General features: G+C 60.7%; 17 protein-coding genes, 1 other RNA gene and 2 pseudogenes. 9 read left to right on the top strand and 11 right to left on the bottom strand.

Annotated elements, in window-relative coordinates:
- Positions 1-8: 8 nt before the first annotated feature.
- Positions 9-1,573, bottom strand: a pseudogene (locus D109_RS01000000131895) (methyl-accepting chemotaxis protein).
- A 459-nt stretch (positions 1,574-2,032) separates the two neighbouring features.
- On the opposite strand from D109_RS01000000131895, the gene D109_RS0112365 reads away from it, so the two are divergent.
- Both D109_RS0112365 and D109_RS1000000132820 read left to right on the top strand, forming a co-directional pair.
- A complete protein-coding gene (locus D109_RS0112365) occupies positions 2,033-2,347 on the top strand; it encodes a helix-turn-helix domain-containing protein (protein WP_003219061.1) in 315 nt (104 codons plus the stop codon).
- Between the two features lie 147 nt (positions 2,348-2,494).
- Positions 2,495-2,866 carry a VOC family protein gene (locus D109_RS1000000132820; protein WP_081585341.1) on the top strand — a complete coding sequence of 124 codons (372 nt, stop codon included), beginning with the start codon at positions 2,495-2,497 and terminating at the stop codon, positions 2,864-2,866.
- On the opposite strand, the gene D109_RS0112355 is transcribed toward D109_RS1000000132820, so the two are convergent.
- Complete coding sequence (locus D109_RS0112355; protein ID WP_026077918.1) at positions 2,780-3,748, bottom strand: DMT family transporter; 969 nt, start codon at positions 3,746-3,748, stop codon at positions 2,780-2,782. The genes D109_RS1000000132820 and D109_RS0112355 overlap by 87 nt on opposite strands.
- Positions 3,749-3,845: 97 nt before the next feature.
- On the opposite strand from D109_RS0112355, the gene D109_RS0112350 reads away from it, so the two are divergent.
- A complete protein-coding gene (locus D109_RS0112350) occupies positions 3,846-4,709 on the top strand; it encodes a LysR family transcriptional regulator (protein WP_003219067.1) in 864 nt (287 codons plus the stop codon).
- 61 nt (positions 4,710-4,770) lie between these two features.
- Positions 4,771-5,682, top strand: a pseudogene (locus D109_RS01000000131890) (DUF2167 domain-containing protein).
- A gap of 129 nt (positions 5,683-5,811) precedes the next feature.
- Here the strand turns inward: D109_RS01000000131890 and D109_RS0112340 are convergent.
- The 8 genes from D109_RS0112340 to D109_RS0112310 form a co-directional block, all read right to left on the bottom strand.
- A complete protein-coding gene (locus D109_RS0112340) occupies positions 5,812-6,423 on the bottom strand; it encodes a hypothetical protein (protein ID WP_017477165.1) in 612 nt (203 codons plus the stop codon).
- A 1-nt stretch (position 6,424) separates the two neighbouring features.
- Positions 6,425-7,471, bottom strand: coding sequence for an N-acetylmuramidase family protein (locus D109_RS0112335; RefSeq protein WP_017477164.1), 1,047 nt, complete (start codon positions 7,469-7,471; stop codon positions 6,425-6,427).
- Positions 7,472-7,782: 311 nt separating this feature from the next.
- Positions 7,783-7,879, bottom strand: an RNA gene (gene ffs, locus D109_RS1000000132815) — signal recognition particle sRNA small type.
- Positions 7,880-7,990: 111 nt separating this feature from the next.
- Positions 7,991-9,157 (bottom strand): putative zinc-binding metallopeptidase, encoded by a 1,167-nt coding sequence (locus D109_RS0112330; protein ID WP_017477163.1) that lies wholly within the window; start codon positions 9,155-9,157, stop codon positions 7,991-7,993.
- A gap of 160 nt (positions 9,158-9,317) precedes the next feature.
- Positions 9,318-11,675 carry an NAD-dependent DNA ligase LigA gene (gene ligA, locus D109_RS0112325; RefSeq protein ID WP_017477162.1) on the bottom strand — a complete coding sequence of 786 codons (2,358 nt, stop codon included), beginning with the start codon at positions 11,673-11,675 and terminating at the stop codon, positions 9,318-9,320.
- An 87-nt stretch (positions 11,676-11,762) separates the two neighbouring features.
- A complete protein-coding gene (gene zipA / locus D109_RS0112320; protein WP_017477161.1) occupies positions 11,763-12,614 on the bottom strand; it encodes a cell division protein ZipA in 852 nt (283 codons plus the stop codon).
- A gap of 259 nt (positions 12,615-12,873) precedes the next feature.
- Entirely contained in the window at positions 12,874-16,362 is a 3,489-nt protein-coding gene (gene smc / locus D109_RS0112315; protein WP_017477160.1) for a chromosome segregation protein SMC, read from the bottom strand.
- A 2-nt stretch (positions 16,363-16,364) separates the two neighbouring features.
- Positions 16,365-17,024, bottom strand: a complete 660-nt coding sequence (locus D109_RS0112310; protein WP_017477159.1) for a GntR family transcriptional regulator — start codon at positions 17,022-17,024, stop codon at positions 16,365-16,367.
- A gap of 280 nt (positions 17,025-17,304) precedes the next feature.
- Between D109_RS0112310 and xdhA the strand changes: the two genes are divergently transcribed.
- The 4 genes from xdhA to guaD all read left to right on the top strand — a co-directional run bounded on the left by xdhA (position 17,305) and on the right by guaD (position 23,422).
- The gene (gene xdhA, locus D109_RS0112305; RefSeq protein ID WP_017477158.1) at positions 17,305-18,753 is read left to right on the top strand and encodes a xanthine dehydrogenase small subunit; all 1,449 of its coding nucleotides are present in this window, start codon (positions 17,305-17,307) and stop codon (positions 18,751-18,753) included.
- Entirely contained in the window at positions 18,746-21,145 is a 2,400-nt protein-coding gene (gene xdhB, locus D109_RS0112300) for a xanthine dehydrogenase molybdopterin binding subunit (protein WP_017477157.1), read from the top strand. The genes xdhA and xdhB overlap by 8 nt, the downstream gene beginning before the upstream one ends.
- Positions 21,146-21,267: 122 nt before the next feature.
- Complete coding sequence (gene xdhC / locus D109_RS0112295; protein ID WP_017477156.1) at positions 21,268-22,110, top strand: xanthine dehydrogenase accessory protein XdhC; 843 nt, start codon at positions 21,268-21,270, stop codon at positions 22,108-22,110.
- Positions 22,111-22,117: 7 nt separating this feature from the next.
- Positions 22,118-23,422, top strand: coding sequence for a guanine deaminase (guaD, locus tag D109_RS0112290; RefSeq protein WP_017477155.1), 1,305 nt, complete (start codon positions 22,118-22,120; stop codon positions 23,420-23,422).
- Positions 23,423-23,560: 138 nt separating this feature from the next.
- Here the strand turns inward: guaD and D109_RS0112285 are convergent, their stop codons facing one another.
- Positions 23,561-24,325 (bottom strand): GntR family transcriptional regulator, encoded by a 765-nt coding sequence (locus tag D109_RS0112285; protein WP_017477154.1) that lies wholly within the window; start codon positions 24,323-24,325, stop codon positions 23,561-23,563.
- Between the two features lie 329 nt (positions 24,326-24,654).
- Here D109_RS0112285 and D109_RS0112275 point away from each other — a divergent pair, with 329 nt between their 5' ends.
- Positions 24,655-25,845: a benzoate/H(+) symporter BenE family transporter gene (locus D109_RS0112275; protein WP_017477152.1), complete on the top strand. Its 1,191-nt coding sequence runs from the start codon at positions 24,655-24,657 to the stop codon at positions 25,843-25,845.
- Positions 25,846-25,882: the final 37 nt, after the last annotated feature.

Raw genomic sequence — 25,882 nt, 5'->3', positions numbered from 1 at the left:
CACTGTGGCTAGCGGTTGAACCGCTCGACCAGGGCGCGCAACCCGGAAGAGATGCTTTCGAGTTCCCTGCCACGGGTGACTGCAGCGTTGGCATTGCCCGCTGTCTTTTGCACCGTGGCGGCGACGTTATTGATCTGTTGTGAAACTTCCTCGGCGACGTGGGATTGTTCCTGGGAGGCAGCAGCCATTTGCTGACTCATGTTGTAATACGCTCCACCGCATGGCGAATGCCCTGCAACGCCTGCTGGGCCTCAAGCACCTGCTGCACGCCCTGCTCGGCTTCGTGAATGCCCAGGCTCGCGATCTCGACCGCCTCATCGGCGCCGGCCCGCAGGTTCTGGATAATGCCCTGGATCTGCTGGGTCGACTCGCGGGTCTTGCCCGCCAGTGCACGCACCTCGTCGGCCACCACGGCAAAGCCGCGGCCCTGCTCACCGGCGCGAGCCGCTTCAATGGCCGCGTTGAGGGCCAGCAGGTTGGTCTGGTCGGCGATCGCCTGGATCATGCTCGCGGCCACCTGGATTTGCTGGGTCTGCCCGGCCAGGTTACCCACCGCCTGGTTGATCTGGGTGACGGTGCCGGCCAGCAACTGGATCGCCTCACGGGACGTGCCCGCCACCTGGCTGCCTTGCTCGGCGAGGGTGTTGGCGGTGTGGGCTTCACTGGCGGTTTGTTGCACGTGCACCGCCACTTCGGCGATGGACGCAGCCATTTCGGTCATGGCGGCGGCAGTCATGTCGGTCTCGGCGCGTTGCTCCAGCAGCGCCGATTCGGTGGTGCTCGACAGCATGCTGGAGTGGGCAGCGGCTTCGGCCATCTGGTTGGCCAGGTCGCTGAGGCGCGTCAGGGCGGTCTTAAGCCGTGCTTCTTCGCTGATCAGGATCATTTCCAGTTGCGCGGTCGGCCCCAGCGCATCGCTGTAGGTCATAGCGCTGATAGGGTCGGAAAAGGTATTGGGCGTGTTCTGCACAATCCGCTTGAGCTGTAGTCCCAAGCGTTGATGGGCCCAGATACCGACACCGAGAAACAGGCCAACGGTCACCGCCTGACCCCACACACCCGGAATCCATTGGAAGGCGACGACGCTGGCAGCCGCAGCCACCAATGGTAAAGCCAGGGCCTGAGCCATGGACGCCAGGCGCCGCACCGGCGCTACCGCCGAACCACCGGCCTGCAAACGCGCGTACAACGCTTCGGCGCGCCGTACCTGTTCGCGGGTGGGCTTGACCCGCACCGACTCGTAGCCCGTCAGCCGCCCGTTTTCGAGAATCGGCGTCACATAGGCGCTGACCCAATAATAGTTGCCGTTCTTGCAGCGGTTCTTCACCACGCCCATCCAGCTCTGCCCGGCCTTGAGGTAGCTCCACATCAGTTGAAAAACGGCGGGCGGCATGTCCGGGTGGCGCACCAGGTTATGGGTGCTGCCGATCAGCTCGGCCTGGGTAAAGCCGCTCATGGCGGCAAACTCGGCGTTGCAGTAGGTAATATGGCTGTTGACGTCAGTCGCGGAAATTAGCCGTTGCTGCTCCCCAAAAGTCTGTTCAACAGCAGTGACCGGCAAATTGAGACGCACGTTAAAGCTCCATGGACAGCATTCGATCGCCCTCTCGACCACCGGGTAGGCAGGACAGGCGGATTCGTATTTCCAGTCGGGCTGCGCCGTCGATCGGCTGGTTGGCCGCAACGGACGCAAACCCACGATTTTGCACAGCAATTCATCATCCATTCAGTGATGATCAACTAGGCTTGAATTCGGGTATCCAGCACGTGAGGCGCAATGAAGCGTGGCACTGACGAGCGACGTTTCAGTCCCTGCCAAGCGTCCGTTTTGTGGGCACATTTATGAGAGTAAGGAGAGAGCAATGATTTCCTGTTTCATAAACCTGCCTTCTGAAACGAGACCACCAAATACTTGTCCTAGATGCCGATTCTACGAATTACATCACATTTTGCAAGAAAAGGTGATGGTACATGCGGTTGTCTAATTTTAAGATTTATCGTTAAGTTCTTGATTCTAAATGGGAATTGAGCGATGCACATTTCAAGTTTGGGTCCAGCCATCAGACGTTACCGCAAGGTCGCAGGGCTTACTCAGGCTGAACTAGGTGAAAAAACCGGTTTTGACCCTAAAACCATCAGCCGCTTCGAAACCGGCACCTATACACCCAGCGTCGAGGCTCTGTTCTTGTTCGCAGAGGCGCTGGGAGTGAAGCTGAAAGTCTTTTTCGCAGACCTGGTCGACGAAGAGGAACAGCGCGCTTATCTGTTCGGTGTCATTCATAAAGCCACCCCGAAGGATCTGGGAAAGCTGATCGCAGCGGTAGACCAGGCCTTGTCCAAGCCTTAGAGCTCGCAACACCAGTGCACGCAATAAGAAGAGCAGACAGCCAGACTGTCTGCTCTTTGCTTGATGACTCCTGACATGAACTGACAGGACAGCCCCTTAGACTTGGGGCTGAGCCGCGCCATTGCTGCGCACTACCAGGGAGTCATCATGAATAGCATTGCCCATTACTTTTTGTTGTACGTCGACAGCCCGGCCACCAGCGCCAACCTCTACAGCCGTTTGCTGGACAAGCCCCCGGTTGAGCTGGGGCCGACCTTCGCGCTGTTCGTTCTCGACAATGGGGTGAAACTCGGCCTGTGGTCGCGCCACACCGTGGAGCCTGCGGCCCAAGCCACGGTCGGCGGTAGCGAGGTGGGTTTCTGCGTCGCTGATATCGCAGCGGTCGACGAGCTGTACACGCGCTGGGGGCAACTCGAGATGAGCATCATCCAGTCACCGGTCGAGGCGGACTTCGGCTACACCTTTGTCGCCCAGGACCCCGACGGTCACCGCCTGCGGGTGTTCACCGTGAACCCGTAACGGCTTGCGGCGCCAGCGCCCTTCCAGGCTGATGGCGCCGACACTGCCCAGCACGATCAGGCCTCCCAGCACGACCCGCATCGAAACCTGCTCGCCCAGCAACGTGGCGGCCATCACCATCGCCACCGGCGGCACCAGGTACAACGCCACTGAAGCGCGGCTGACCTCGACATGCCGCAACACATAGGCCCAGGCCAGGTAGGCCATGGCACTGGGGAACACGCCGAGCAACAACACCGCCCAGTTGGCCTGGGTTGATGATTGCGCCACCACCGCCGGCAAACCCGGCAAATATACACACAGCAGCAAGGTGCCCGACCACACGGTGTAGCACACCGTGGTCAGCGGGCTGTAGCGCCGGGAATAGTGTTTCTGGATAGTGAAGTAAAGGCTCCATGCCAGCGCCGCCACCAGAATCATCAAGCCACGGGGATCAATCTTGCCCAGGCCATGCTCGCCCCAGATCACTACCAGCACCCCGCTCAAACCCAGCAACACGCAACCCCAGCGCCAGCCGGTTACCCGCTCCTTCAAGCCGAAAAACGCCACCAGCACCGTAAACAGCGGAACCGACTGCGCCAGCACACTGGAGGCGGCGGCCGTGACAAATTGCTGGCCGAAATTGATCGTCAGGTGATGCAGGAAAATCCCGAAGAACCCCAGCACCAGCAGCCACGGCAGATCCCGCAGCCGTGGGCGCTCGATCTTCGCCATCAGCGCCACACCGGCCATCAACACCGAAGCAATCAGAAACCGCCCCAAGGCCAATTGGCCTGGGCTGTAACTGTGCAAGGCCATATGCACACCAATCGGCGAATACGCCCAACAGAGGATGACGCTGGCAGTGACTAGCGTAAGCTTTACGGGTGACGGGGCATTCATGAACGACGTCCAGCAGTGGGAATGCCGTCAGTCTTGGCCCCGGCAAGGCGCAGGACAATTAACCGTTTCTGACTTCTGTAATCACTGGAACTGAGCGATGGAACTGGCCCAACTGAAAATGGTGAAAGCCGTGGCGCAAACCGGCAGCGTGGCCCAGGCCGCCCTGCAACTGCACTGCGTGCCGTCCAACATCACCACGCGCATCAAGCAACTGGAAAGCGAGTTGGGTACCCCGCTGTTCATTCGTGCCGGGCGCGGGTTGGCGATCAGTGCCGCCGGCGAAGTGTTTCTCGACTACTGCGAGCGCATCCTGGCGCTGGTGGAAGAGTCCAAGCGCGCCGTCGACAGCAACGCGATTCCCCGCGGCAAGCTGCGCATCGGCGCAGTGGAATCCAGTGCCAGTGGCCGCCTGCCGCCGTTGTTGGCTGAATACCATCGGCGCTATCCACAGGTGGAATTGGAACTGGTGACCGGCGCCTGGGCGCAGTTACTCGATGACTTGCAACATCACCGCATCGATGCGGCGCTGGTGGCCGCCGGCGGCAAACGCCCGAAGCTCGAACAAAGCGTGGTCTACAGCGAGCGCCTGGTGCTGATCACCAGCGCCTCCAGCGCGCCCATTGAGGACGCGCGGGACCTGGCCGGCCGCACCTTGCTGGTCTGGCCGCCCGGCTGCCCGTACCGCGCCGCCCTGGAAAACTGGCTCAAGCCCCACGACATCAAGCCGGCCATCGCGAGTTATGCCAGTTGGGGCACGATCATTGGTTGCGTCAGCGCGGGAATCGGCGTGGCGCTGGCGCCGGAAGGCATCCTGGCGCGCTACGAGCAGGCCAACCAATTGACGTCCTACCGCTTCGACGAATTGGCGGCGGTGGATAACCTGCTGTTCTGGCACAAAGACACCCAACGCCATCTGGCGCGGGATGCCTTTGCGGGGCTGTTGCGGGAGACATTCGGCTAACCCGTTGCAACATGTTTCAGTTATCCTCCCGCGAAATTAATTCAAATTGTAAGGGACTACCATGAATTACTTCCGCCTGTTGCTGGCGGCGGCCGCCCTGAGCCTGCCTGTCGCCCCCGCCATTGCTGCCGCCAAGCCGGCTCCCGTTGAAGCCACTGCACCCGCCGAAGCACCCGAAACCGCCGAGCACTTTCTGGGCTCTCTCAAACAGAAGACCGGCACCGTCACCCTGCCCGGCGGCATTGCAACTCTCAAGCTGAACGACGAGTTCTACTACCTCGACCCCACAGACACCGAGCGCCTGCTGACCGATGGCTGGGGCAACCCACCGGGCTTCAAGACCTTGGGCATGATCGTGCCGAAAGCCGTCAGCCCGCTGTCGGAGCGCGGTTGGGGCGTGATCGTCAGCTACAAGGCCGACGGGCACATTTCTGACGAAGACGCCGCGAAAATCGACTACACCGAACTGCTCAAGCAAATGCAGGAAGAAGACGTCGAAGACAACAAGGAGCGCCAGAAACAAGGGTACGCCGGCCTGCACCTGCTGGGCTGGGCCGAGCCACCGCACTACGACGACACCACCCACAAGATGTAGTGGGCCCGTGAGCTGAAAGCCGACGACGCCAAGCAGACCACCCTCAACTACAGCATCCGCGTGCTGGGCCGTGAAGGCGTGCTGGAACTCAACGCTGTCGCCGCCATGGCCGACCTGGCCACCATCAAGCAGGAGTTGCCCAAGGTCCTGGCCTTTACCAACTTCACCGATGGCAACCTGTACACCGACTTCAACCCGAAGACCGACAAACTCGCGACCTATGGCCTTGCCGCACTGGTTGCCGGCGGGATCGCGGCCAAGGCCGGGCTGTTCGCCAAGATCGGCATCTTCCTGCTGGCGGCGAAGAAATTCCTGGTGGTGGGCGTCGTCGCGCTGTTCGCCGTTATCCGCAAGCTGTTCAACCGTAACAAGGCCTGAATACTGAGAGAAGTAAGGCGGGACGCGGAGCGTCCCAGGCTGCATTCCTACGCTGAGCGAGGGAACGATCAAGTTGCGGGCGTAAAAAAGCCGCGGCGTGCCTGGCACACCGCGGCGCGGGGAACAGCTTCAGCCTTTAGGGGCCAGCCTGGCGTACTGGTCCTGGCTGATCCAGCCCTTGGAAGAGCGGCCTTCGCCATTGATGTACTCGACCTGGGCCCAGCCATCCTTGAAGGCCAGCACCGCAACCACATCGTCCTTGACCACGTAGGCACGATGACTGGCCTTGGCGTCCGGGGTTTTCTGCAAGAAGGCCTTGTCGGTCGAGACGGTCACCAGGCCAATCCACTTCTTGGCAGCCGTCTGGGTCAGGTCCAGACCGGTGGCAATTTCCGGCATCAACACGTTGATGCAGCCGGGATGTTCGCGACCCTTCTCCACCGTCAACGTCACGCCGTCCGAGGAAGCCGCAACGGTTCCCGGATAGGCCGCATCCAGCCACGTGGACACCGACGCCTTCGCGCCGTCGACCTTGCCCTGCAGGAAGAACGTACACGTGCGAGTCACGCCCTCGCCCATCTCTTCAGCATAAAAACCTTCCACCTGATGCTCAGGCGTCACGGCCAGCATCAGTCCTTCGTACTTGCCCGAGTGCAGCGCAGCGGCAAACGCCGGCGTTCCCGCAGCAACACAAACGAAAGAGGCAACCAACAATCGAGACAGGCAACGTTTGAACGGCATTCTATTTTTTCCCTTCAAGTGCTTCGTAGGCTTTTTTGATTCGATGGTCATAGTCGCCATAATCCTTGCCGTTATAGTTCAGCGCCATGGCGGCGTAATCCTTGTTCTTCATGGCCTTGACCAGGGCCGGGCTCTGACTGCAAAAACCGAGGAAGGCCTTGAGTTGATGCCCGGCATTAATCTTCATGGCCACCACAAACTCAAACACCGTTTTATAACCACATGCCGTGAAGTTGGACCCCATTATCTGAAACATACCCCAGGAGGCCGACTTCAAGGCCGCTTCCTGATCCAGCGCAAAGGCCGTGGCCATGGTTTCCCAGGCCTTGGTCTGGTCCTTGTTGTTGGCCTTCCACTGGGGGCCGGCTTTTTGCACGTAGGGGTACGACAACAGCGGGTGGGTCTGATCGTATTTACTCTTGGTGTACTTGCGAAAATGGTGCCCTTCAAAGGCGATCACCGGCAACTTGGCCGCGCCGAACCCGGAGCGCCCACCCGACTCCACCGTGGCAAACGCCTTGATGATATTGACCGAAATCCCGCTGCCCAACTGCATGGCGGCATTCTGAAAGTCCGTGTCCGTCAGCGTCGTACCGCCGTCGCACGTGGCCTGGAGCATCATCTGCCGGTTGCGCCGCTCGGCCTCGATCATCGCCCGCATGCGGTCAAGGTAATGGTTGACCGTCGCCTGGACCATATCGGAACTGGTGTTGCCGAACACATTCAGGAAGGTCGGAATGCGCAGGGCCGGATTCGACTTGACCGGCACCTTCACCGCCTCTTCGATCAGGCTATTGAAGGTACGCCCGGTGGGGTCTATCACCCCATCGGGATGGGCGTACTTGAGATAGCGGAACTGATACTGGCTGATGCACTGCACCAACTGGCCGTCGCACTTGCCGTTTTCGGCCAAGGGGAAACCCAACTTGGGAGTGATCAAGTTGAACAAATACTGGATGCACTGAACGTCGGCGGGCAAGTTGCGGGCTTTGCCGGGGGCGCCGACGGAAGCGCTGATAAGCGTGGGCAACCCTTGCAGGCTTTTCATGACCGACATCCTTGTTAGTTGAGGTGAATGAGCCATAAAGCGCCATCACTTTAATATCATCCATGTGCCATCGACATATTTTGAAATATGTGACTGGCGCAAACTAGCAAGGTGGTTTTGGGTTGTCCAGAGTGGAAGCTTGAAGTTGTGAAAGAGCCCTCACAGTCTTTTGCCGGTAACGATTGCTTTCGGGCTTGTGAGCACTGTGCTGAAGGACGAACAGCAGAAATCGCTTCGCAGATGACGATTGTCAGCGAAGGCGTTCATAAAAGTATTTTTTTGAATCAAGGAGGGTGGCGTTATGGAGGCAACCCCACCAGCCACACCCCGGCACACAATGTTCCCGCTGTGGCTGCTGCCTTCCGGCTCTGACCAGGTTCACGGGTAATCGTTGCGGGGGGACCGATGGGATCACCATAACGACGCTCGCCTCTCGGCAAGCGGGGCCATTGTACCGATCTCATCGGAAGTTACAACCGTTCCCGCGGGATTAAAATATGAAGGGCTTCAAGCACTTGCCTATTGGGCCTGCAACACCTCGTCCGCCCGGCCGCCCTCTTGCTGGATCACCAAGTGAATGAAGTGCAGCTTGGCAATCACCGCCGGCGGCAGGACGAACGGATAGAAATCCGGCTGACCCATGCTGCGGGACAGTTCGTTGAGCATGCCGGCCAGTTCGATCCATGCGTTGACGAATGACAGGAACGCCGTGCCACCGGGATGTTCAGGGTCATAGAGGGTGCTCAGGGGGAACGGCTGGTAGTCCAGGTCCATCTCCCGGGCGCTCATGCCGAAGCCCAGCGCGGTGTCGACGGCGTCCATCATGTGCAGGTAATGCGCCCAGGTTTCCGCCCAGTCTTCCCACGGGTGCATGGTGGCGTAGGCACTGACGCAGGTTTGCTGCCAGTCCGGACGCGGGCCGTTCTGGTAGTGCTGCTCAAGGGCGTCGGCGTAGCTGGCGCGCTCGTCGCCGAACAGCGTGCGGAACGGTTCCAGCCAGTGGCTGTTGGCGATCAGGCGGTCCCAATAGTAGTGGCCGACCTCATGGCGAAAATGGCCGAGCAAGGTGCGATAAGGCTCACGCATCTGCACGCGGATTTTTTCCCGGTGGGCGTCGTCGGCTTCCTTGATATCAAGGGTGACCAGGCCATTGGCGTGGCCGGTGGTGGGCGCGTTGCCTTCCAGGTCGATGCCGACGAAATCGAAGGCCAGGCCGGTGTCTTCATCGACCGTCTTGGGAATCACCTGCAAGCCCAGGCTGATGAGTTGCGCCACCAGGCGGCGCTTGGCGGTTTCGACCTTGCGCCAGCGTTCGGGGTTTTCAGGGATCGACAGATCGGGAATGGTGCGATTCAGGCTGCAGGCCACGCACAAGGTCTGGCCATTGTCGGCGGGCAGCAACCAGTTGCAGGCGGCCGGCGTGTCGAGGTTGGCGCAGCGGCGAAAGGCACCGGCTTGAGGGTCGGCGTCCAGCAGCCAGGTATCGGCATGCGGGCCGGGCTGCAGAGATGACAGGCGACTCTGCTCCGGCTGATAGCCCAGCAGCGCCGAACAGGCCAGGCACTGGCTGTTGCGAAAGAACAGGGACTGCCCACAGCGACACTGCCAGACCTTGCTGTTGCGCGAGGTCTCGGCCATGAACGGTGCGGCAATACGCGAACTGAGTTGTTCGAAGAAGCGGTACATGGCGATCTCTCCCGGAAGCTTGCCAATACTAGAGCATTGCCCGAGAGAGATCGTTCCCACGCTCTGCGTGGGAATGCATCCCGTGACGCTCCGCGTCGCAACTTTGAGCGGACGCAGAGCGTCCAGGGCGGCGTTCCCACGCAGAGCGTGGGAACGATCATCAGACCGTGATGTTGTGCTTGGCCAAAAATGCCACGAACGCTTCTTCATCCAGCACTTTCAAGCCCAGCTCACTGGCCTTGACCAATTTCGAACCGGCACCCGGCCCGGCCACCACGCAGTGGGTTTTCGCCGACACCGAGCCCGCCACCTTGGCACCGAGGCTTTCAAGTTTTTCCTTGGCGACATCGCGGCTCATCAGTTCCAGGGAGCCGGTGAGCACCCAGGTGTGACCCGCCTCGGGCAAGCCTTCGACGACCTTCTTCTCGCTCTGCCAATGCATGCCGAAGTCCTTGAGCTGTTTCTCGATGGCCAGCGCACGATTGGCGTTTTCTTCGATGTCGAAGAAATCCCGGACGGCCTTGGCCTGCTTCTCCGGCAACGCCTGGCGCATGTCGAGCCAGTCGGCCTTGATCACGCCTTCGAGGGAACCAAACTTGTCCGCCAGTTTCTGCGCAGCACCCGGGCCGACGGACGGCACGTGCAGTTTGTCGAGCAAGCCGCCCAACGTGGTGCTGGCCGCAAACTCGGCGCTCAGTTCACCCTGCTCCTGCAACTCCAGCCCGCACTCGTCCTTGGCGATCAAGGCACCGATCACGTCCTGGTTATGGCTGTCTTCAAAGAAACTGTGAATCTCGTGGGCCACTTCCAGGCCAACGTCCGGCAAGTACGTCAGCACTTCCGGCAACGCCTGCTGCACGCGCTCCAGGGACGCCAGGGAGCGCGCCAGCACCTTGGCGGTCTCCTCGCCCACATCGGGAATGCCGAGGGCGTAGATAAACCGTGCAAGGGTTGGCGTCTTGCTGTTTTCGATGGCGGTGATCAGCTTCTTGCTGGAGACATCGGCAAAGCCTTCCAGGTCGATGATCTGTTCGTACTTGAGCTTGTAGAGGTCAGCCGGCGAGCCGATCAGTTTCTCGTCCACCAGTTGCTCGATGGTCTTGTCGCCCAGGCCATCGATGTCCATGGCCCGGCGCGAGACGAAATGGATGATCGCCTGCTTAAGCTGCGCACCACAGGCCAGCCGCCCGACGCAGCGATACACCGCGCCTTCGCTGACGGTTTCCTTGCCCTTGCTGCGCTTGACCAGTTGCGTGCGTTCAACGTGGGAACCACACACCGGGCAGCTCTCGGGAATCTGCACCGCGCGGGCATTTTCCGGGCGACGCTCGGTCACCACCGACACCACCTGGGGAATCACGTCACCGGCACGGCGGATGATCACGGTGTCGCCGATCATCAGGCCCAGGCGCGCCACTTCGTCCATGTTGTGCAAGGTGGCGTTGGACACGGTCACACCCGCAACCTTGACCGGTTTCAAGCGTGCCACGGGCGTCACCGCGCCGGTGCGACCTACCTGGAATTCAACGTCCAGCAGTTCGGTCAGTTCTTCCATCGCCGGGAATTTATGGGCGATTGCCCAACGCGGTTCGCGGGCACGGAAGCCCAGTTCACGTTGGTAGGCAATGCTATTGACCTTGAACACCACACCGTCGATTTCATAGGGCAAGGCATTCCGTCGCTCACCGATATCACGGTAGTAGTCGAGGCAATCCTGAATCCCCTTGGCCAGCTTCAGCTCATGGCTGATGGGCATGCCCCACTTCTTCAGCTGTTGCAGGTTGCCGATGTGGGTGTCGCTGATATCCGTGGTCACGCCGTAGCAGCAGAATTCCAGCGGACGGCTGGCGGTAATCTTCGAATCCAGCTGGCGCAGGCTACCCGCCGCCGCGTTGCGCGGGTTGGCGAAGGTCTTACCACCGACCTCCAACTGCGTGGCGTTCAGCCGCTCGAAGCCGGCCTTGGACATGAACACTTCGCCGCGCACTTCGAGGGTCGCCGGCCAGCCGGTGCCGTGCAGTTTCAGAGGAATATTGCGCACGGTGCGCACGTTGACGCTGATGTCTTCGCCGGTGGTGCCATCGCCGCGCGTGGCGCCACGCACCAGCTCACCGTCCTGATACAGCAGGCTGACCGCCAGGCCATCGAGCTTCGGCTCGCAGCTGTATTCCACCGCCGCGCCGCCGCCAAACAGGTCGCCCACCGGCAAGTCCAGGCCTTCAGTGACCCGGCGATCAAATTCAAGCATGGTGCTTTCATCGAAGGCGTTGCCGAGGCTGAGCATCGGGATTTCGTGACGTACCTGAGTGAACGCCGACAACGCCGCACTGCCGACCCGCTGCGTCGGAGAATCACGGGTTACCAGGTCCGGGTGCTCGGCTTCCAGGGCCTTGAGCTCGTGGAACAGCCGGTCGTACTCGGCGTCCGGGATGCTCGGCTCGTCGAGGACGTGGTAACGGTAATTATGCTGATCCAGTTCAGCGCGCAGTTCGAGGATGCGGGTGTGGGCGGCGGTCATGGGTGTTCTCTCATAAAGCAAAAGAGCAGCCGAAGCTGCTCAATATGTTAGTGCATGGATTCTACAGGCAACGCTTAAGCTTGGACCTCAGCGCTTCTGTGTCAGGGCGCGACGCTCGAACTCGACGATGCGCTGACGGTAGTGCTCGATGGTCTGGGCAGTCAGGACACTGCGCTGGTCGTCCTTGAGCTCGCCGTTGAGTTCCTGGGACAGCTTGCGGGCGGCGGCCACCATCACGTCGAACGCTTGTTTCGGGTGACGCGGGCCAGGCAAACCGAGGAAGAAGCTCACGGCCGGGGTGCTGAAATGGTCGATGTCGTCCAGATCAAAGATGCCCGGCTTGACCGCGTTGGCCATGGAGAACAGGACTTCGCCGTTACCGGCCATGCTTTCGTGGCGGTGGAAAATATCCATCTCGCCAAAACGCAGGCCGCTTTCCAGAATGTTTTGCAGCAAGGCCGGGCCCTTGAAGCCGGCGGCGTCGCGGCAGATCACGCTGATCACCAGAACCTCTTCGGCAGCCGGTTGATCCTTGACGGATTCTTTATGTGCGCTCTTGACCGGGGTTTCATCCGGGAAGTCACCGTCACGGCTGCTGAAGCTCGGACCTTCTTCCAGGTCCAGGTTCAGGTCACCCTGGGATGGCTCGCTGGCCGCACTGCGCTTGCCGCGCTTGGGTTCACGGGCTTCACGCACGGGTGCACTCATCGACGGCAGGTCGTGCTCGTCCAGGTGCGGCTCTTTATGGTTATCCAGGACACGGGGTGGCCCCAGCAGCTCGGCGCTGCCGTCGTCGTCCGGCAAATTGGACAGGTTGCGGTCCAGGCGAAATTTCAACTTGCCCTTGCCGCCACGCATCCGGCGCCAGCCATCAAAAAGAATACCGGCAATGACAATAATGCCGATGACGATCAGCCACTCGCGCAGACCGATTTCCATGTAATCCCGTGCCTCTAATAAAAAATGCTGAAAAATAAGGGGTTTAGCACCGTGCAAACCGCTTTAAAACGTGGCGCCAACTCTATGTTCTGAATGACGTTTTGCCCACGCATACGAAAATTTGACATTAAACTAGCACGACCAAAGATAACTTTACACCGTCTGTCAAAATGCCTTGAACAAATATGTCCATTTGCCACTTTTCCCAGACCGGTAAATCACCTTACATCCTGCCGAAAATCCTCCTGCGAAGTGCGCCTCAGGATTCCACCAGCGCCATCGCCTCTTCGACATCCACCGCCACCAACCGCGAACAGCCCGGCTCGTGCATCGTCACGCCCATCAATTGATCGGCCATTTCCATGGCGATCTTGTTGTGGGTGATATAGATGAACTGCACCGTCTGGGACATCTCTTTTACCAGTCGGGCATACCGTCCAACGTTAGCGTCATCCAGCGGAGCGTCAACTTCGTCGAGCATGCAGAACGGTGCCGGGTTCAACTTGAAGATCGCAAATACCAGGGCCAGTGCCGTCAGTGCCTTCTCGCCACCGGACAGCAAATGGATGGTGCTGTTCTTCTTGCCCGGAGGCCGCGCCATGATCGTTACCCCTGTATCGAGTAGATCTTCGCCCGTCAGTTCCAAGTAAGCGCTGCCGCCACCGAAAACTTTCGGGAATAACGCCTGTAAACCGCCATTAATCTGATCAAAGGTATCTTTGAAGCGATTACGGGTTTCCTTGTCGATCTTACGGATCACGTTTTCCAGGGTGTCCAGGGCTTCGACAAGATCAGCGTTCTGCGCGTCCAGATAACGTTTGCGCTCGGACTGCTGCTGGTACTCATCGATGGCCGCGAGGTTGATCGCGCCGAGTCGTTGAATGCGTGCGGCAATCCGTTCAAGTTCCTCTTCGGCTTCTTTCTCGTTGGCCTCGGCGGTCAGGGTATTGAGCACGCCGTGCAGATCGTAACCGTCTTCCAGTAACTGGTCTTGCAGGGTTTTGCGGCGAACCGTCAAGGCCTGCCATTCCATGCGCTGCTGTTCGAGCTGGCCACGGATCAGTTGCGATTGCTGCTCGGCCTGGGTCCGGCGCTTTTCGGCGTCGCGCAGTTCGCGGTCGGCATCTTCCAGGGCGATCTGTGCAGTCTTGAGCTCTTCGTCGACTGTCATGCGTTTGTCGAGCAACTCTTCAAGCTTCAGGCGCAGCTCTTCCAGCGGGGCTTCGCCCTCCTCCAGGTTGAGGCTCAGTTGCTCGCGCTTTTCGGTCAGGCGTTCGGACTGCATTTCCAGACGCTCAAGGGCCTGGCGCGTGGAGTCGTGTTGCGCCCGCAGGGAGCCGAGGCGCACGGCCAGTTGATGGGCGTGGTCCTTGTGCTGGCGGGCTTCCTGACGCACCCGATCGAGGCGCTCGCGCAAGCTGTCGCGCTGGGCCAGCAGCAACTCGCGCTGTTCGGTGTCCAGGGCCATGCTGTCGAGGGCTTCCTGCAGTTGCAGGCGCGCTTCGCCGACTTGTTCGTGTTCGAGGGCGCGTTGCTCGCCCATCTCCGCCACTTCTTCGTCGAGCCGGGTGCGGCGCAAGGTCAGTTGCTCGACCTTGGCCTTGCTCGCCGAGAGCTGGGCTTTCAATTCGCCTTGCTGGCGCGCTTCGTCCTGCAACAGCCGGCGCAGGTGTTCGCGGCCGGTCTCTTGCTGACGCTGGGTGGCGCGCAGGGTTTGCAGCTGGTTTTCCAGGGATTCAAGGGTGGCTTCGCGCTCTTCCCGTTCGGCGGTCAGGTTGACGATTTCCTGGCCACGGGCCAATACGCCGCTTTCCGCTTCGCTGGCACGACGCACCCGCAGGAAGTGCCGGCCGACCCAAAAGCCGTCACGGCTGATCAGGCTTTGCCCGGCCGCCAATTGGCCACGCTGGGCCAAGGCCTGCTCAAGACTGTCCACCGGTTTGACCTGACCCAGCCAAGGCGACAAATCAATCGCCGCCTCGACCTTGTCCAGCAGGCTGCCCGGTACGCGTGTGCCGTCTGCCGCGGGGCTAAGCAATCGCAAATCACCCTGGGTAAACCCCGCCAGATCGAAACCGCCAAAATCATCCACCAACACGGCTTGCAGGTCGGCACCGAGGACGGTTTCCACCGCCAACTCCCAACCGGCTTCAACCTTCAAGCCTTCGGCCAGGCGCGGGCGCTCGGCCAAGTGTTGATCACGCAGCCATTCGGCCGTGCCGGTGCCCGGATCCAAGGCCGCTTGCTGCAAGGCTTCAAGGGAGGCCAATCGACCGTTAAGCCGCTGCAAATCCCCCTGGGCAGTTTGCTGCGCCTGGGTCGCCTGCAGCAGTTGCTGACGCAATTGCTCCAGACGCTCCACTTGCTGTTCTTCGCTGGCTTCCAGCTCTTCCAGGGTCATTTCGCTTTCGGCGAGTTTCTCGCTCAGCTCGAGGATCGCCGCGTCTTCCGGGTCGGCCGCGAGCAGCACGCGCTCTTCCACCAAACGCCGCTGACGCTCGGCCAGGCGCTCCATGCTGGTTTCCAGTTGCTGGATGCGCGACTGCTGCACCTCAGCCTGGCGGCGCGGCTCGGCGGATTGCAGGTTGAAGGTGTCCCACTGCTCCTGCCAGGCGTGCATGGTGGTTTCGGATTCTTCCAGGGCCGCAGCGGCTTCCTCGGCAGCAGCGCTGGTGACTTCCTGCTCCGGGGTGAGCATGTCCAGCTCCTCCCCGAGGGTCAGCAGCAAGGTGCGGTCGTGGCCCAGGTGCGATTCGGTTTCCAGGCGCGCGCGTTCAGCTTCCTTCAGGTCGTCCTGCAACTGGCGCAAGCGTTGCTGGCCGTGCTGGATGCTCTGCTCGACCCGGGCGATGTCACCGCCCACCGAATAGAAGCGCCCCTGCACCAGATTGAAGCGCTCGGACAGGTCATGGTGACCGTCCCGCAGGCGCTCGATGCTGGCGTCGGCATTGCGCTGCTCAGCCACTAACGCTTCGAAGCTGATTTCCTGGGTGCCGATGATCGCTTCGCGCTGGCCCACTTGATCATTTAATGCCTGCCAGCGCAGGGCCGACAGTTGCGCCTTGAGCTGACGCTCCTCGCCCTTGTATTCCTGATACTTCTCGGCCGCCTGGGCCTGACGGTGCAGGCGCTCCAACTGGCGCTCCAGCTCTTCACGCAGGTCGGTCAGACGGGCAAGGTTTTCATGGGTGCGGCGGATACGGTTTTCGGTCTCTCGGCGGCGTTCCTTGTACTTGGAGATGCCGGCCGCTTCCTCGATAAAGTTACGCAGGTCTTCGGGCTTGGCTTCGATCAGCTTGGAAATCATGCCCTGCTCGATGATCGAGTAGCTGCGCGGGCCCAGGCCGGTGCCGAGGAAGATGTCGGTAATGTCCCGCCGGCGGCACTTGGTGCCGTTGAGGAAGTAGCTGTTCTGGCTGTCGCGGGTCACTTTGCGGCGGATGGAAATTTCCGCGTAGGCCGCGTACTCGCCCACCAAGGTGCCGTCGGAGTTATCAAACACCAGTTCAATGCTGGCCTGGCTCACCGGCTTGCGGCTGGTGGAGCCGTTGAAGATGACGTCGGTCATCGACTCGCCACGCAGGTTTTTCGCGGAGCTCTCGCCCATCACCCAGCGTACGGCGTCGATGATGTTCGACTTGCCGCAGCCATTGGGCCCCACCACTGCCGCCATATTACTGGGGAAGTTCACCGTGGTCGGGTCGACGAAGGATTTGAACCCCGCCAGTTTGATGCACTTGAGCCGCACGCTTAGGCTTCCGCCAACGCAGCAATGACCAGCGAGCAACTGCGCTCGCCGTAGGCCGAGAGCACCTGGCGAATCTGTGGCAGGTCACGGGCCAGAACGGCAGCGAGCAATTGCTCGAACAGCACCAGGTACTCGCTCATGGACGCCTTGCGTTGATCCAGCGCCAGATAATAGGCACGGTTCATCGCCGGCTGCAGGTTCTCGACGGTTTCCTGCAAATACGGGTTGTTGGCGAACGGATAGGCGGCACGCATCACGTTGAAGCTTTCTTCGACGAAGGCGCGGATGTCCTGGCGTTCGAAGCTGGCGACCAGGCGCTGCTGGATCTGCACAAACGGCGCCATGTCGGCCTGGGTCTGCCAGCCGGCGGCAACCGCGTTGCCCAGCAGGATATACAGCTCGCCCATCAGCGTGCACAGGCTCTGCACCTTGTGGGCAGTCAGCTCGGTGACGTGGGCGCCACGGCGCGGCAGGATCGCGATCAGGTGCCGGCGCTCAAGGATCAGCAAGGCTTCGCGCACGGAGCCACGGCTGACATTGAGCGCCAGTGTGACCTTCTGCTCCTGGATCCGCTCCCCAGGCTTGAGGTCGCCGCGAATGATACGTTCGGCGAGGTGGTGAGCGATTTGCTCGGCAAGACTATCCGGCGCCTTGAACGTCATGTTTTCCCTTCAAAATCTTCTATCGGTACGAGCGCGGCAGTGTAGCGCACTTGCCCATTGATGGCGTACGGCCCACAAGCACGAATTTGGCATGTAATAAGCAGCCGTTAAAGTCCAGAAGCCCCCAAAAACGGCGGTTCCAGAGAACTGGACCATAATTAAGGATGTTGAGATCGCATTTTCTTGACCCTTAGGTCAGAAAATCATTGACCGAAAAGTCAGACATGACTAGATTCGGCGCAAAGCGGTTAACAACAATAATGAGTCTGCGAGGCCTTCCGTGATCCAGTTTTTACTAAACCAGGAGCTCCGTAGCGAGCACGCCCTGGACCCGAACCTGACCGTGCTCAACTATTTGCGTGAGCACCTGGGCAAATCCGGCACCAAGGAAGGCTGCGCCAGCGGCGACTGTGGCGCCTGTACCGTGGTGGTCGGCGAGCTGCACACCGACGATCAAGGTGCGGAGCAGATTCGCTATCGCAGCCTCAACTCGTGCCTGACCTTTGTCTCGTCCCTGCACGGCAAACAACTGATCAGCGTCGAAGACCTCAAGCACCAGGGCCAACTCCACAGCGTGCAACAAGCCATGGTGGAATGCCACGGTTCGCAGTGCGGCTTCTGCACCCCGGGTTTTGTGATGTCGCTGTTCGCCCTGCAAAAGAACAGTGATGCGCCCGACAGCCAGAAAGCCCACGAAGCCCTGGCCGGCAATCTCTGCCGCTGCACCGGCTATCGCCCGATTCTTGCGGCCGCCGAACAGGCCTGCTGCAACAAGCCCCAGGACCAGTTCGACAGCCGCCAGGCCGACACCATCGCCCGCCTGAAATCCATCGCCCCGACGCAAACGGGTGAACTGAACAGCGGCGACAAACGCTGCCTGGTGCCGTTGACCGTCGCCGACCTGGCGGACCTCTACGACGCTTATCCGCAAGCCCGGCTGTTGGCCGGCGGCACCGACCTGGCGCTGGAAGTCACCCAGTTCCACCGCACGCTGCCGGTGATGATCTACGTTGGCAATATCGAAGAAATGAAGCGCATCGAAAGCTTCGACGACCGCCTGGAAATCGGCGCCGCCACTTCCCTGTCCGATTGCTACACCGCACTCAACAACGAATACCCGGACTTCGGCGAATTGCTTCACCGCTTCGCATCGTTGCAGATCCGCAACCAGGGCACCCTGGGCGGCAATATCGGCAACGCCTCGCCCATCGGTGACTCGCCGCCACTGCTGATCGCCCTCGGTGCGCAGATCGTACTGTGCAAGGGCAACACCCGCCGCACCCTGGCGTTGGAAGACTACTTCATCGACTACCGCGTCACTGCCCGTCAGGACAGCGAATTCATCGAAAAAATCATCGTGCCCAAAGGCGTGCCGTTGTTCCGTGCCTATAAGGTTTCCAAACGTCTGGACGATGACATTTCCGCCGTCTGCGCCGCCTTCAACCTGAAGATTGATAACGGCGTGATCGCCGGTGCCCGCGTGGCGTTCGGTGGCATGGCCGCTACCCCAAAACGCGCGAAAAGCTGCGAAGCCGTGCTGAACGGCGCCACCTGGAACTCCGCCACCGTGGAAAAAGCCTGCGCCGCCCTGGCCGAGGACTTCACCCCGCTGTCGGACTTCCGCGCCAGCAAGGAATACCGCCTGCTCAGCGCACAAAACCTGCTGCGCAAATACTTCATCGAACTGCAAACGCCGCACATCGAGACTCGGGTGACCGCTTATGTCTAACCATCATGCCGTGGAAAAATCCCAAGCCGAACTCGCCGAACTGTTTGCCAAGGACCTGACCAGCGGCGTCGGTCGCAGCGTCAAGCACGACAGCGCCGCCAAGCACGTCTCGGGCGAGGCGCAGTACATCGATGACCGCCTGGAATTTCCGAACCAGTTGCACCTGTACGCACGCATGTCGGACCGCGCCCACGCGAAGATCATCAGCATCGACACCGCGCCCTGCTACGCCTTCGAAGGTGTGCGCATCGTCATTACCCACGAAGACGTGCCGGGCCTGAAAGACATCGGCCCGCTGATGCCCGGCGACCCGTTGCTGGCCATCGACACCGTGCAGTTCGTCGGCCAGGTGGTGCTGGCCGTCGCCGCCCGCGACCTGGAAACCGCGCGCAAAGCCGCCATGGCCGCCGTGATCGAATACGAAGACCTGGAGCCGGTGCTGGACGTGGTCGAGGCGTTTCGCAAAAAACACTTCGTGCTGGACAGCCACACCCACCAACGCGGTGATTCGGCGGGCGCGCTGGAGACCGCCAAAAACCGTATCCAGGGCACCCTGCACATCGGCGGCCAGGAACACTTCTACCTGGAAACCCAGATCTCTTCAGTGATGCCCACTGAAGACGGCGGCATGATTGTCTATTGCTCCACGCAAAACCCCACCGAAGTGCAGAAGCTGGTGGCCGAAGTACTCGACGTATCCATGAACAAAATCGTGGTCGACATGCGCCGCATGGGCGGTGGTTTTGGCGGCAAGGAAACCCAGGCCGCCAGCCCGGCATGCCTGTGTGCGGTAGTCGCGCGCCTCACCGGCCAGCCGACCAAGATGCGCCTGCCACGGGTCGAAGACATGCTGATGACCGGCAAGCGCCACCCGTTCTATATCGAATACGACGTGGGCTTCGACGACAGTGGCCGGCTGCACGGTATCAACCTGGATCTGGCGGGCAACTGCGGTTGCTCACCGGACCTGTCGAACTCGATTGTCGACCGCGCGATGTTCCACTCCGACAACTCGTATTACCTGGGCGACGCCACCGTCAACGGCCACCGCTGCAAGACCAACACCGCGTCCAACACGGCTTACCGTGGCTTCGGCGGCCCCCAAGGCATGGTCGCCATCGAGGAAGTGATGGACGCCATTGCCCGGCACCTGGCCCTCGACCCGCTGGCGGTGCGCAAGGCCAACTACTACGGCAAGACCGAGCGCAACGTCACCCATTACTACCAGACCGTCGAGCACAACATGCTCGAAGAGATGACCGCCGAACTGGAACAAAGCAGCCAGTATTTCGAGCGCCGCGAAGCGATCCGTCGCTACAACGCCAACAGCCCGATCCTGAAAAAAGGCCTGGCGCTGACGCCGGTGAAATTCGGGATATCCTTCACCGCCAGTTTCCTCAACCAGGCCGGTGCGCTGATCCACATCTACACCGACGGCAGCATCCACCTGAACCACGGCGGCACCGAGATGGGCCAGGGCTTGAACATCAAGGTCGCGCAGGTGGTGGCCGAGATCTTCCAGGTGGAAATCGACCGCGTACAGATCACCGCCACCAACACCGACAAGGTGCCCAACACCTCGCCGACCGCCGCCTCCAGCGGCGCCGACCTGAACGGCAAGGCCGCGCAGAATGCCGCCGAAACCATCAAGCAGCGCCTGGTGGAATTTGCCGCGCGCAAGTATGAAGTCAGCGAGGCCGACGTTGAATTCCATAACGGGCATGTGCGGGTTCGCGATCACATCCTGACCTTTGAAGCGTTGATCCAGCAGGCGTATTTCGCCCAGGTTTCACTGTCGAGCACCGGCTTCTACAAGACCCCGAAAATCTTCTACGACCGCAGCCAGGCGCGTGGCCGACCGTTCTACTACTTCGCGTTCGGCGCGGCCTGTTGCGAAGTGATCGTCGACACGCTGACCGGCGAATACAAAATGCTGCGCACCGACATCCTGCACGACGTGGGCGCCTCGCTGAACCCGGCCATCGACATCGGCCAGGTGGAAGGCGGCTTCATCCAGGGCATGGGCTGGCTGACCATGGAGGAGCTGGTGTGGAATAACAAAGGCAAACTGATGACCAACGGCCCGGCCAGCTACAAGATCCCCGCCGTGGCCGACATGCCGCTGGACCTGCGGGTGAAGCTGGTGGAAAACCGCAAGAACCCGGAAGACACGGTGTTCCATTCCAAGGCCGTGGGTGAGCCGCCATTCATGCTCGGAATTGCCTCATGGTGTGCGATCAAGGATGCCGTGGCGAGCCTGGGTGACTATCGCCATCAGCCGAAGATTGATGCACCGGCGACCCCGGAGCGGGTGTTGTGGGGGTGTGAGCAGATGCGCCAGTTGACCGCCGCAAAAGCTGTGGAAACGGAAACCGAGTTGGCTTCGCTTTAGACCGAGGCGCTGCCTTCGCGAGCAAGCCCGCTCCCACATTTCAATGTGTTCACAAATCAAAATGTGGGAGCGGGCTTGCTCGCGAAGGCAGCCGGACTGACAACAGAGATGTTGAGGTAAACATGAACAACTGGATCAGCGCCCTCGCCGACCTGCAGAACCAGGGTGAACCCTGCGTGCTGGTGACCATCATCGAAGAGCTCGGCTCCACGCCGCGCAATGCCGGCTCGAAGATGGTGATCAGCGCCGCCCACACCTTCGACACCATCGGTGGCGGCCACCTGGAATACAAGGCCATGCAGATCGCCCGGGACATGCTCGTGCGGGGCCAGCAGAACACACACCTGGAGCGCTTCAGCCTCGGCGCCAGCCTGGGCCAGTGCTGTGGCGGCGTGACGGTGCTGTTGTTCGAACCCATGGGCCAGGTGCAGGCGCAGATCGCGGTGTTCGGCGCCGGCCATGTCGGTCGTGCGCTGGTGCCGTTGCTGGCCAGCCTGCCGTGCCGGGTGCGTTGGATCGACTCCCGGGAACAGGAATTCCCGGAACACATCCCCCAAGGCGTGCGTAAAATCGTCAGCGAAGAGCCGGTGGATGAAATCGACAACTTGCCGGCAGGCAGTTACTGCATCGTCATGACCCACAACCACGCCCTGGACCTGGAGCTGACCGCCGCCCTGCTCAAGCGCAATGACTTCACCTACTTCGGCCTGATCGGCTCGAAGACCAAGCGCGTCAAGTTTGAACACCGCCTGCGGGATCGCGGTTTCGACACCGCGCACCTGCAACGCATGCATTGCCCGATGGGGTTGACTGAGGTCAAAGGCAAACTGCCTGTGGAAATCGCCATCTCCATCGCCGGCGAAATCATCGCCACCTATAACGCCAATTTCGGCCAGCACACTGCGAGCGCCGAACCCATTGCCAAACTGCTGCCGGCATCACGCCGCAGCCAAGCGACTAACTGAGACGACCATGCCTTTGACACGCAAAGCCTACCGTGCCGCCATTTTGCACAGCATCGCCGACCCTGCCGAAGTGGGGATCGAAGCCTCCTACGAGTATTTCGAAGACGGCCTGCTGGTGATCGACAACGGCCAGATCAGCGCCCTGGGCCACGCCAGCGAATTGCTCGCCGGCCTGCCCGCTGACATCGAAGTCACCCATTACCAGGATGCACTGATCACCCCCGGCCTGATCGACACCCACATTCACCTGCCGCAAACCGGCATGGTCGGGGCCTATGGCGAGCAGTTGCTGGACTGGCTCAACACCTACACCTTCCCGTGTGAAAGCCAGTTCGCCGACAAGGCCCACGCCGAAGAAGTCGCGGATATTTTCATCAAGGAACTGCTGCGCAACGGCACCACCACCGCCCTGGTATTCGGCAGCGTGCACCCGCAGTCGGTGAACTCGTTTTTTGAAGCGGCCGAGAAGCTCGACCTGCGCATGATCGCCGGCAAGGTGATGATGGACCGCAACGCGCCGGACTATCTGACCGACACCGCCGAATCCGGCTACGCGGAAAGCAAGGCGCTGATCGAGCGCTGGCATGGCAAGGGCCGTTTGCACTACGCGGTGACGCCACGTTTCGCACCGACCAGTACGCCCGAACAACTGACCCTCGCCGGGCAGCTGCTGGGGGAATACCCGGACCTGTACATGCAGACCCACATCAGTGAAAACCTGCAGGAAGTGGAGTGGGTGAAAGAGCTGTTCCCGGAGCGCAAGGGCTACCTGGACGTGTACGACCATTACAAACTGCTGGGTGAACGCTCGGTGTTCGCCCACGGTGTGCACCTGTGCGATGACGAATGCGCGCGACTGGCAGAAGCAGGCTCGGCAGTCGCATTCTGCCCGACGTCGAACTTCTTCCTGGGCAGCGGATTGTTCAATCTGCCGATGGCCGAGAAGCACAAGCTGAATGTCGGTCTGGGTACGGATGTCGGCGGTGGCACCAGCTTCTCGCTGCTGCAGACACTGAACGAAGCGTACAAGGTGATGCAGCTGCAAGGGGCGCGGTTGAGTCCGTTCAAGTCGTTATACCTGGCGACCCTGAGCGGTGCGCGGGCACTGCGGTTGGAAGACAAGATCGGCACATTGCAGCCGGGCACTGATGCCGACTTCCTGGTGCTGGATTACAACGCCACCCCGCTGCTCAGCTATCGCCTGAAGCAGGCCAATAACATTGCCGAGACGTTGTTTGTATTGATGACACTGGGGGATGACCGGGCGGTGTTGCAGACGTATGCGGCGGGGCAATTGGTGCACCAACGCTGATTTAACAAGTACCACAAACCAAATGTGGGAGCGGGCTTGCTCGCGAAGGCGGTGTATCAGTCGCTGGATGTGCTGACTGATCCACCGCCTTCGCGAGCAAGCCCGCTCCCACATTTTGTGAGTGGTGAGCCTGGCAAATTACAGTTTGACCGAAGAGCGCCCTGGCTTCTTGGTCTGCAACAAATGCGAGAACACTGCATGCAGATCGTCAGAAGCGCTCTCCTCATCGAGGTTGAGCTTGCTGTCGATGTGATCCATGTGATGCATCATCAGGTTCACCGCCAGACCCGCATCCCGCGCTTCGATCGCGTCGATCAGCTGGGTGTGTTCATCGTAGGAACAGTGGGAGCGGTTGCCGCTTTCGTACTGGGCGATGATCAACGAGGTCTGGGACACCAGGCTGCGCTGGAAGCTGATCAGCGGGGCGTTCTTCGCCGCTTCGGCCAGTTTCAGGTGGAACTCGCCGGAAAGCCGGATACCCGCGCCGCGATCGCCCCGGGAGAAGCTGTCGCGCTCGTCGTTGACCATCTGCCGCAGCTCGGCCAGTTGCTCGGCCGTGGCATGCTGTACCGCCAACTCAGTGATCGCACGCTCCACCAGACGCCGGGCGAGAAACACCTGGCGGGCTTCCTCGACACTCGGGCTGGCCACGACCGCACCACGATTGGGCCGCAGCAGTACCACGCCTTCATGGGCCAGGCGCGACAGTGCGCGACGGATGATGGTGCGGCTGACGCCAAAGATTTCGCCCAGCGCTTCTTCACTCAATTTGGTACCGGGCGCCAGGCGTTGTTCTAGGATCGCCTCGAAGATATGCGCGTAGACGATATCGTCCTGGGTTCCACTGCGACCGGCCTTACCGGCTCGCGGTTGTTTCTTGAGGGGCTGCAACTGTTCGTTCATGGGCACTCGGGTCGGGAGAACGGCGGCGAATTGACGTTGACTGTAATACGGCACAGAGGGTCGCTGGCAAGTATCGCGTAAAATCAGCGCACATTGTACACAACCCGTTGCGCCAACACACTGTACGGTTGTTTGCGGCGCCGGCTGTATTGCAATGAATCGTTACGTTTGAGTTTAGGCTTGATTCCACACCTTCTCCTTTGCAGGAGCGAGCTTGCTCGCGAAAAACGTATAAGCACCGCATTCATTCAGGATGCCAGCGTCATCGTTAACGACCTTCGCGAGCAAGCTCGCTCCTACAGACAGCCCGGTAAAAGGAACACCGCCCCATGTCCGACGTCCCGCAAGCGCGATTACGCCCACTGGCCGACACTTCGCCTTCGGCCATCGTCGCCGGTTTCATTGCCATGATGACCGGCTACACCAGTTCCCTGGTGCTGATGTTTCAAGCCGGCCAAGCTGCCGGCCTGACCACGGCGCAAATTTCCTCGTGGATCTGGGCGATTTCCATCGGCATGGCGGTGTGCAGCATTGGCCTGTCCCTGCGCTATCGCACGCCGATCACCATTGCCTGGTCCACCCCGGGCGCGGCGCTGTTGATCACCAGCCTGGGCGGTGTGAGTTACGGCGAAGCCATCGGCGCCTACATCACCTGCGCGGTGCTGGTGACCATCTGCGGGCTGACCGGCAGCTTCGAAAAACTCGTCAAGCGCATCCCGGCGTCCCTGGCGGCGGCCTTGCTGGCGGGCATTCTGTTCAAGATCGGCAGCGAGATTTTCGTCGCCGCGCAGCACCGTACCGGGCTGGTGCTGGGGATGTTCTTCACTTACCTGGTCATCAAGCGCCTGTCGCCGCGTTATGCCGTACTCGCGGCACTGCTGATCGGCACGGCGCTGTCCGGGCTGATGGGGCTGCTGGATTTCAGTGGCTTCCACCTCGAAGTGGCAACCCCGGTGTGGACCACGCCGCACTTCTCCCTGGCGGCGACCATCAGCATCGGTATCCCGCTGTTCGTGGTGGCCATGACCTCGCAAAACATGCCGGGGGTCGCCGTACTGCGGGCCGACGGCTATAACGTGCCGGCTTCACCCTTGATCACCACCACCGGCCTGGCCTCGCTGGTGCTGGCGCCGTTTGGCTCCCATGGCATCAACCTGGCCGCCATCAGCGCGGCGATCTGCACCGGGCCCCATGCCCATGAGGATCGCAACAAGCGCTATACCGCCGCGGTCTGGTGCGGGATTTTCTACGGGATTGCCGGGGTGTTTGGCGCGACATTGGCCGCGTTGTTCGCGGCGTTGCCCAAGGAACTGGTGCTGTCGATTGCGGCATTGGCGTTGTTTGGCTCGATCATCAATGGCCTGAGCATCGCCATGAATGAGCCCAAGGAACGGGAGGCAGCGTTGATCACCTTCATGGTCACAGCGTCGGGGTTGACGTTGTTTTCCATCGGTTCGGCGTTCTGGGGGATTGTCGCGGGGGTGTTGACGCTGGTGATTCTGAACTGGCGCAAGGCCTGATTCTTCAGGACCCCATAACGAAAAAGCGACCCGGGCG

Origin of the sequence: Pseudomonas sp. PAMC 26793, assembly GCF_000313235.1 — a bacterium.
GTDB lineage: Bacteria > Pseudomonadota > Gammaproteobacteria > Pseudomonadales > Pseudomonadaceae > Aquipseudomonas > Aquipseudomonas yamanorum.
The sequence above is the reverse complement of the archived record's forward strand: the minus strand, read 5'-3'. Positions and strand labels throughout refer to the sequence as shown.

Coding starts and splice junctions, on each gene's coding strand:
- D109_RS0112365 (WP_003219061.1), top strand. CDS start 2,033: ATGCACATTTCAAGTTTGGGTCCAGCCATCAGACGTTACCGCAAGGTC.
- D109_RS1000000132820 (WP_081585341.1), top strand. CDS start 2,495: ATGAATAGCATTGCCCATTACTTTTTGTTGTACGTCGACAGCCCGGCC.
- D109_RS0112355 (WP_026077918.1), bottom strand. CDS start 3,748: ATGAATGCCCCGTCACCCGTAAAGCTTACGCTAGTCACTGCCAGCGTC.
- D109_RS0112350 (WP_003219067.1), top strand. CDS start 3,846: ATGGAACTGGCCCAACTGAAAATGGTGAAAGCCGTGGCGCAAACCGGC.
- D109_RS0112340 (WP_017477165.1), bottom strand. CDS start 6,423: ATGCCGTTCAAACGTTGCCTGTCTCGATTGTTGGTTGCCTCTTTCGTT.
- D109_RS0112335 (WP_017477164.1), bottom strand. CDS start 7,471: ATGAAAAGCCTGCAAGGGTTGCCCACGCTTATCAGCGCTTCCGTCGGC.
- D109_RS0112330 (WP_017477163.1), bottom strand. CDS start 9,157: ATGTACCGCTTCTTCGAACAACTCAGTTCGCGTATTGCCGCACCGTTC.
- ligA (WP_017477162.1), bottom strand. CDS start 11,675: ATGACCGCCGCCCACACCCGCATCCTCGAACTGCGCGCTGAACTGGAT.
- zipA (WP_017477161.1), bottom strand. CDS start 12,614: ATGGAAATCGGTCTGCGCGAGTGGCTGATCGTCATCGGCATTATTGTC.
- D109_RS0112310 (WP_017477159.1), bottom strand. CDS start 17,024: ATGACGTTCAAGGCGCCGGATAGTCTTGCCGAGCAAATCGCTCACCAC.
- xdhB (WP_017477157.1), top strand. CDS start 18,746: ATGTCTAACCATCATGCCGTGGAAAAATCCCAAGCCGAACTCGCCGAA.
- xdhC (WP_017477156.1), top strand. CDS start 21,268: ATGAACAACTGGATCAGCGCCCTCGCCGACCTGCAGAACCAGGGTGAA.
- guaD (WP_017477155.1), top strand. CDS start 22,118: ATGCCTTTGACACGCAAAGCCTACCGTGCCGCCATTTTGCACAGCATC.
- D109_RS0112285 (WP_017477154.1), bottom strand. CDS start 24,325: ATGAACGAACAGTTGCAGCCCCTCAAGAAACAACCGCGAGCCGGTAAG.
- D109_RS0112275 (WP_017477152.1), top strand. CDS start 24,655: ATGTCCGACGTCCCGCAAGCGCGATTACGCCCACTGGCCGACACTTCG.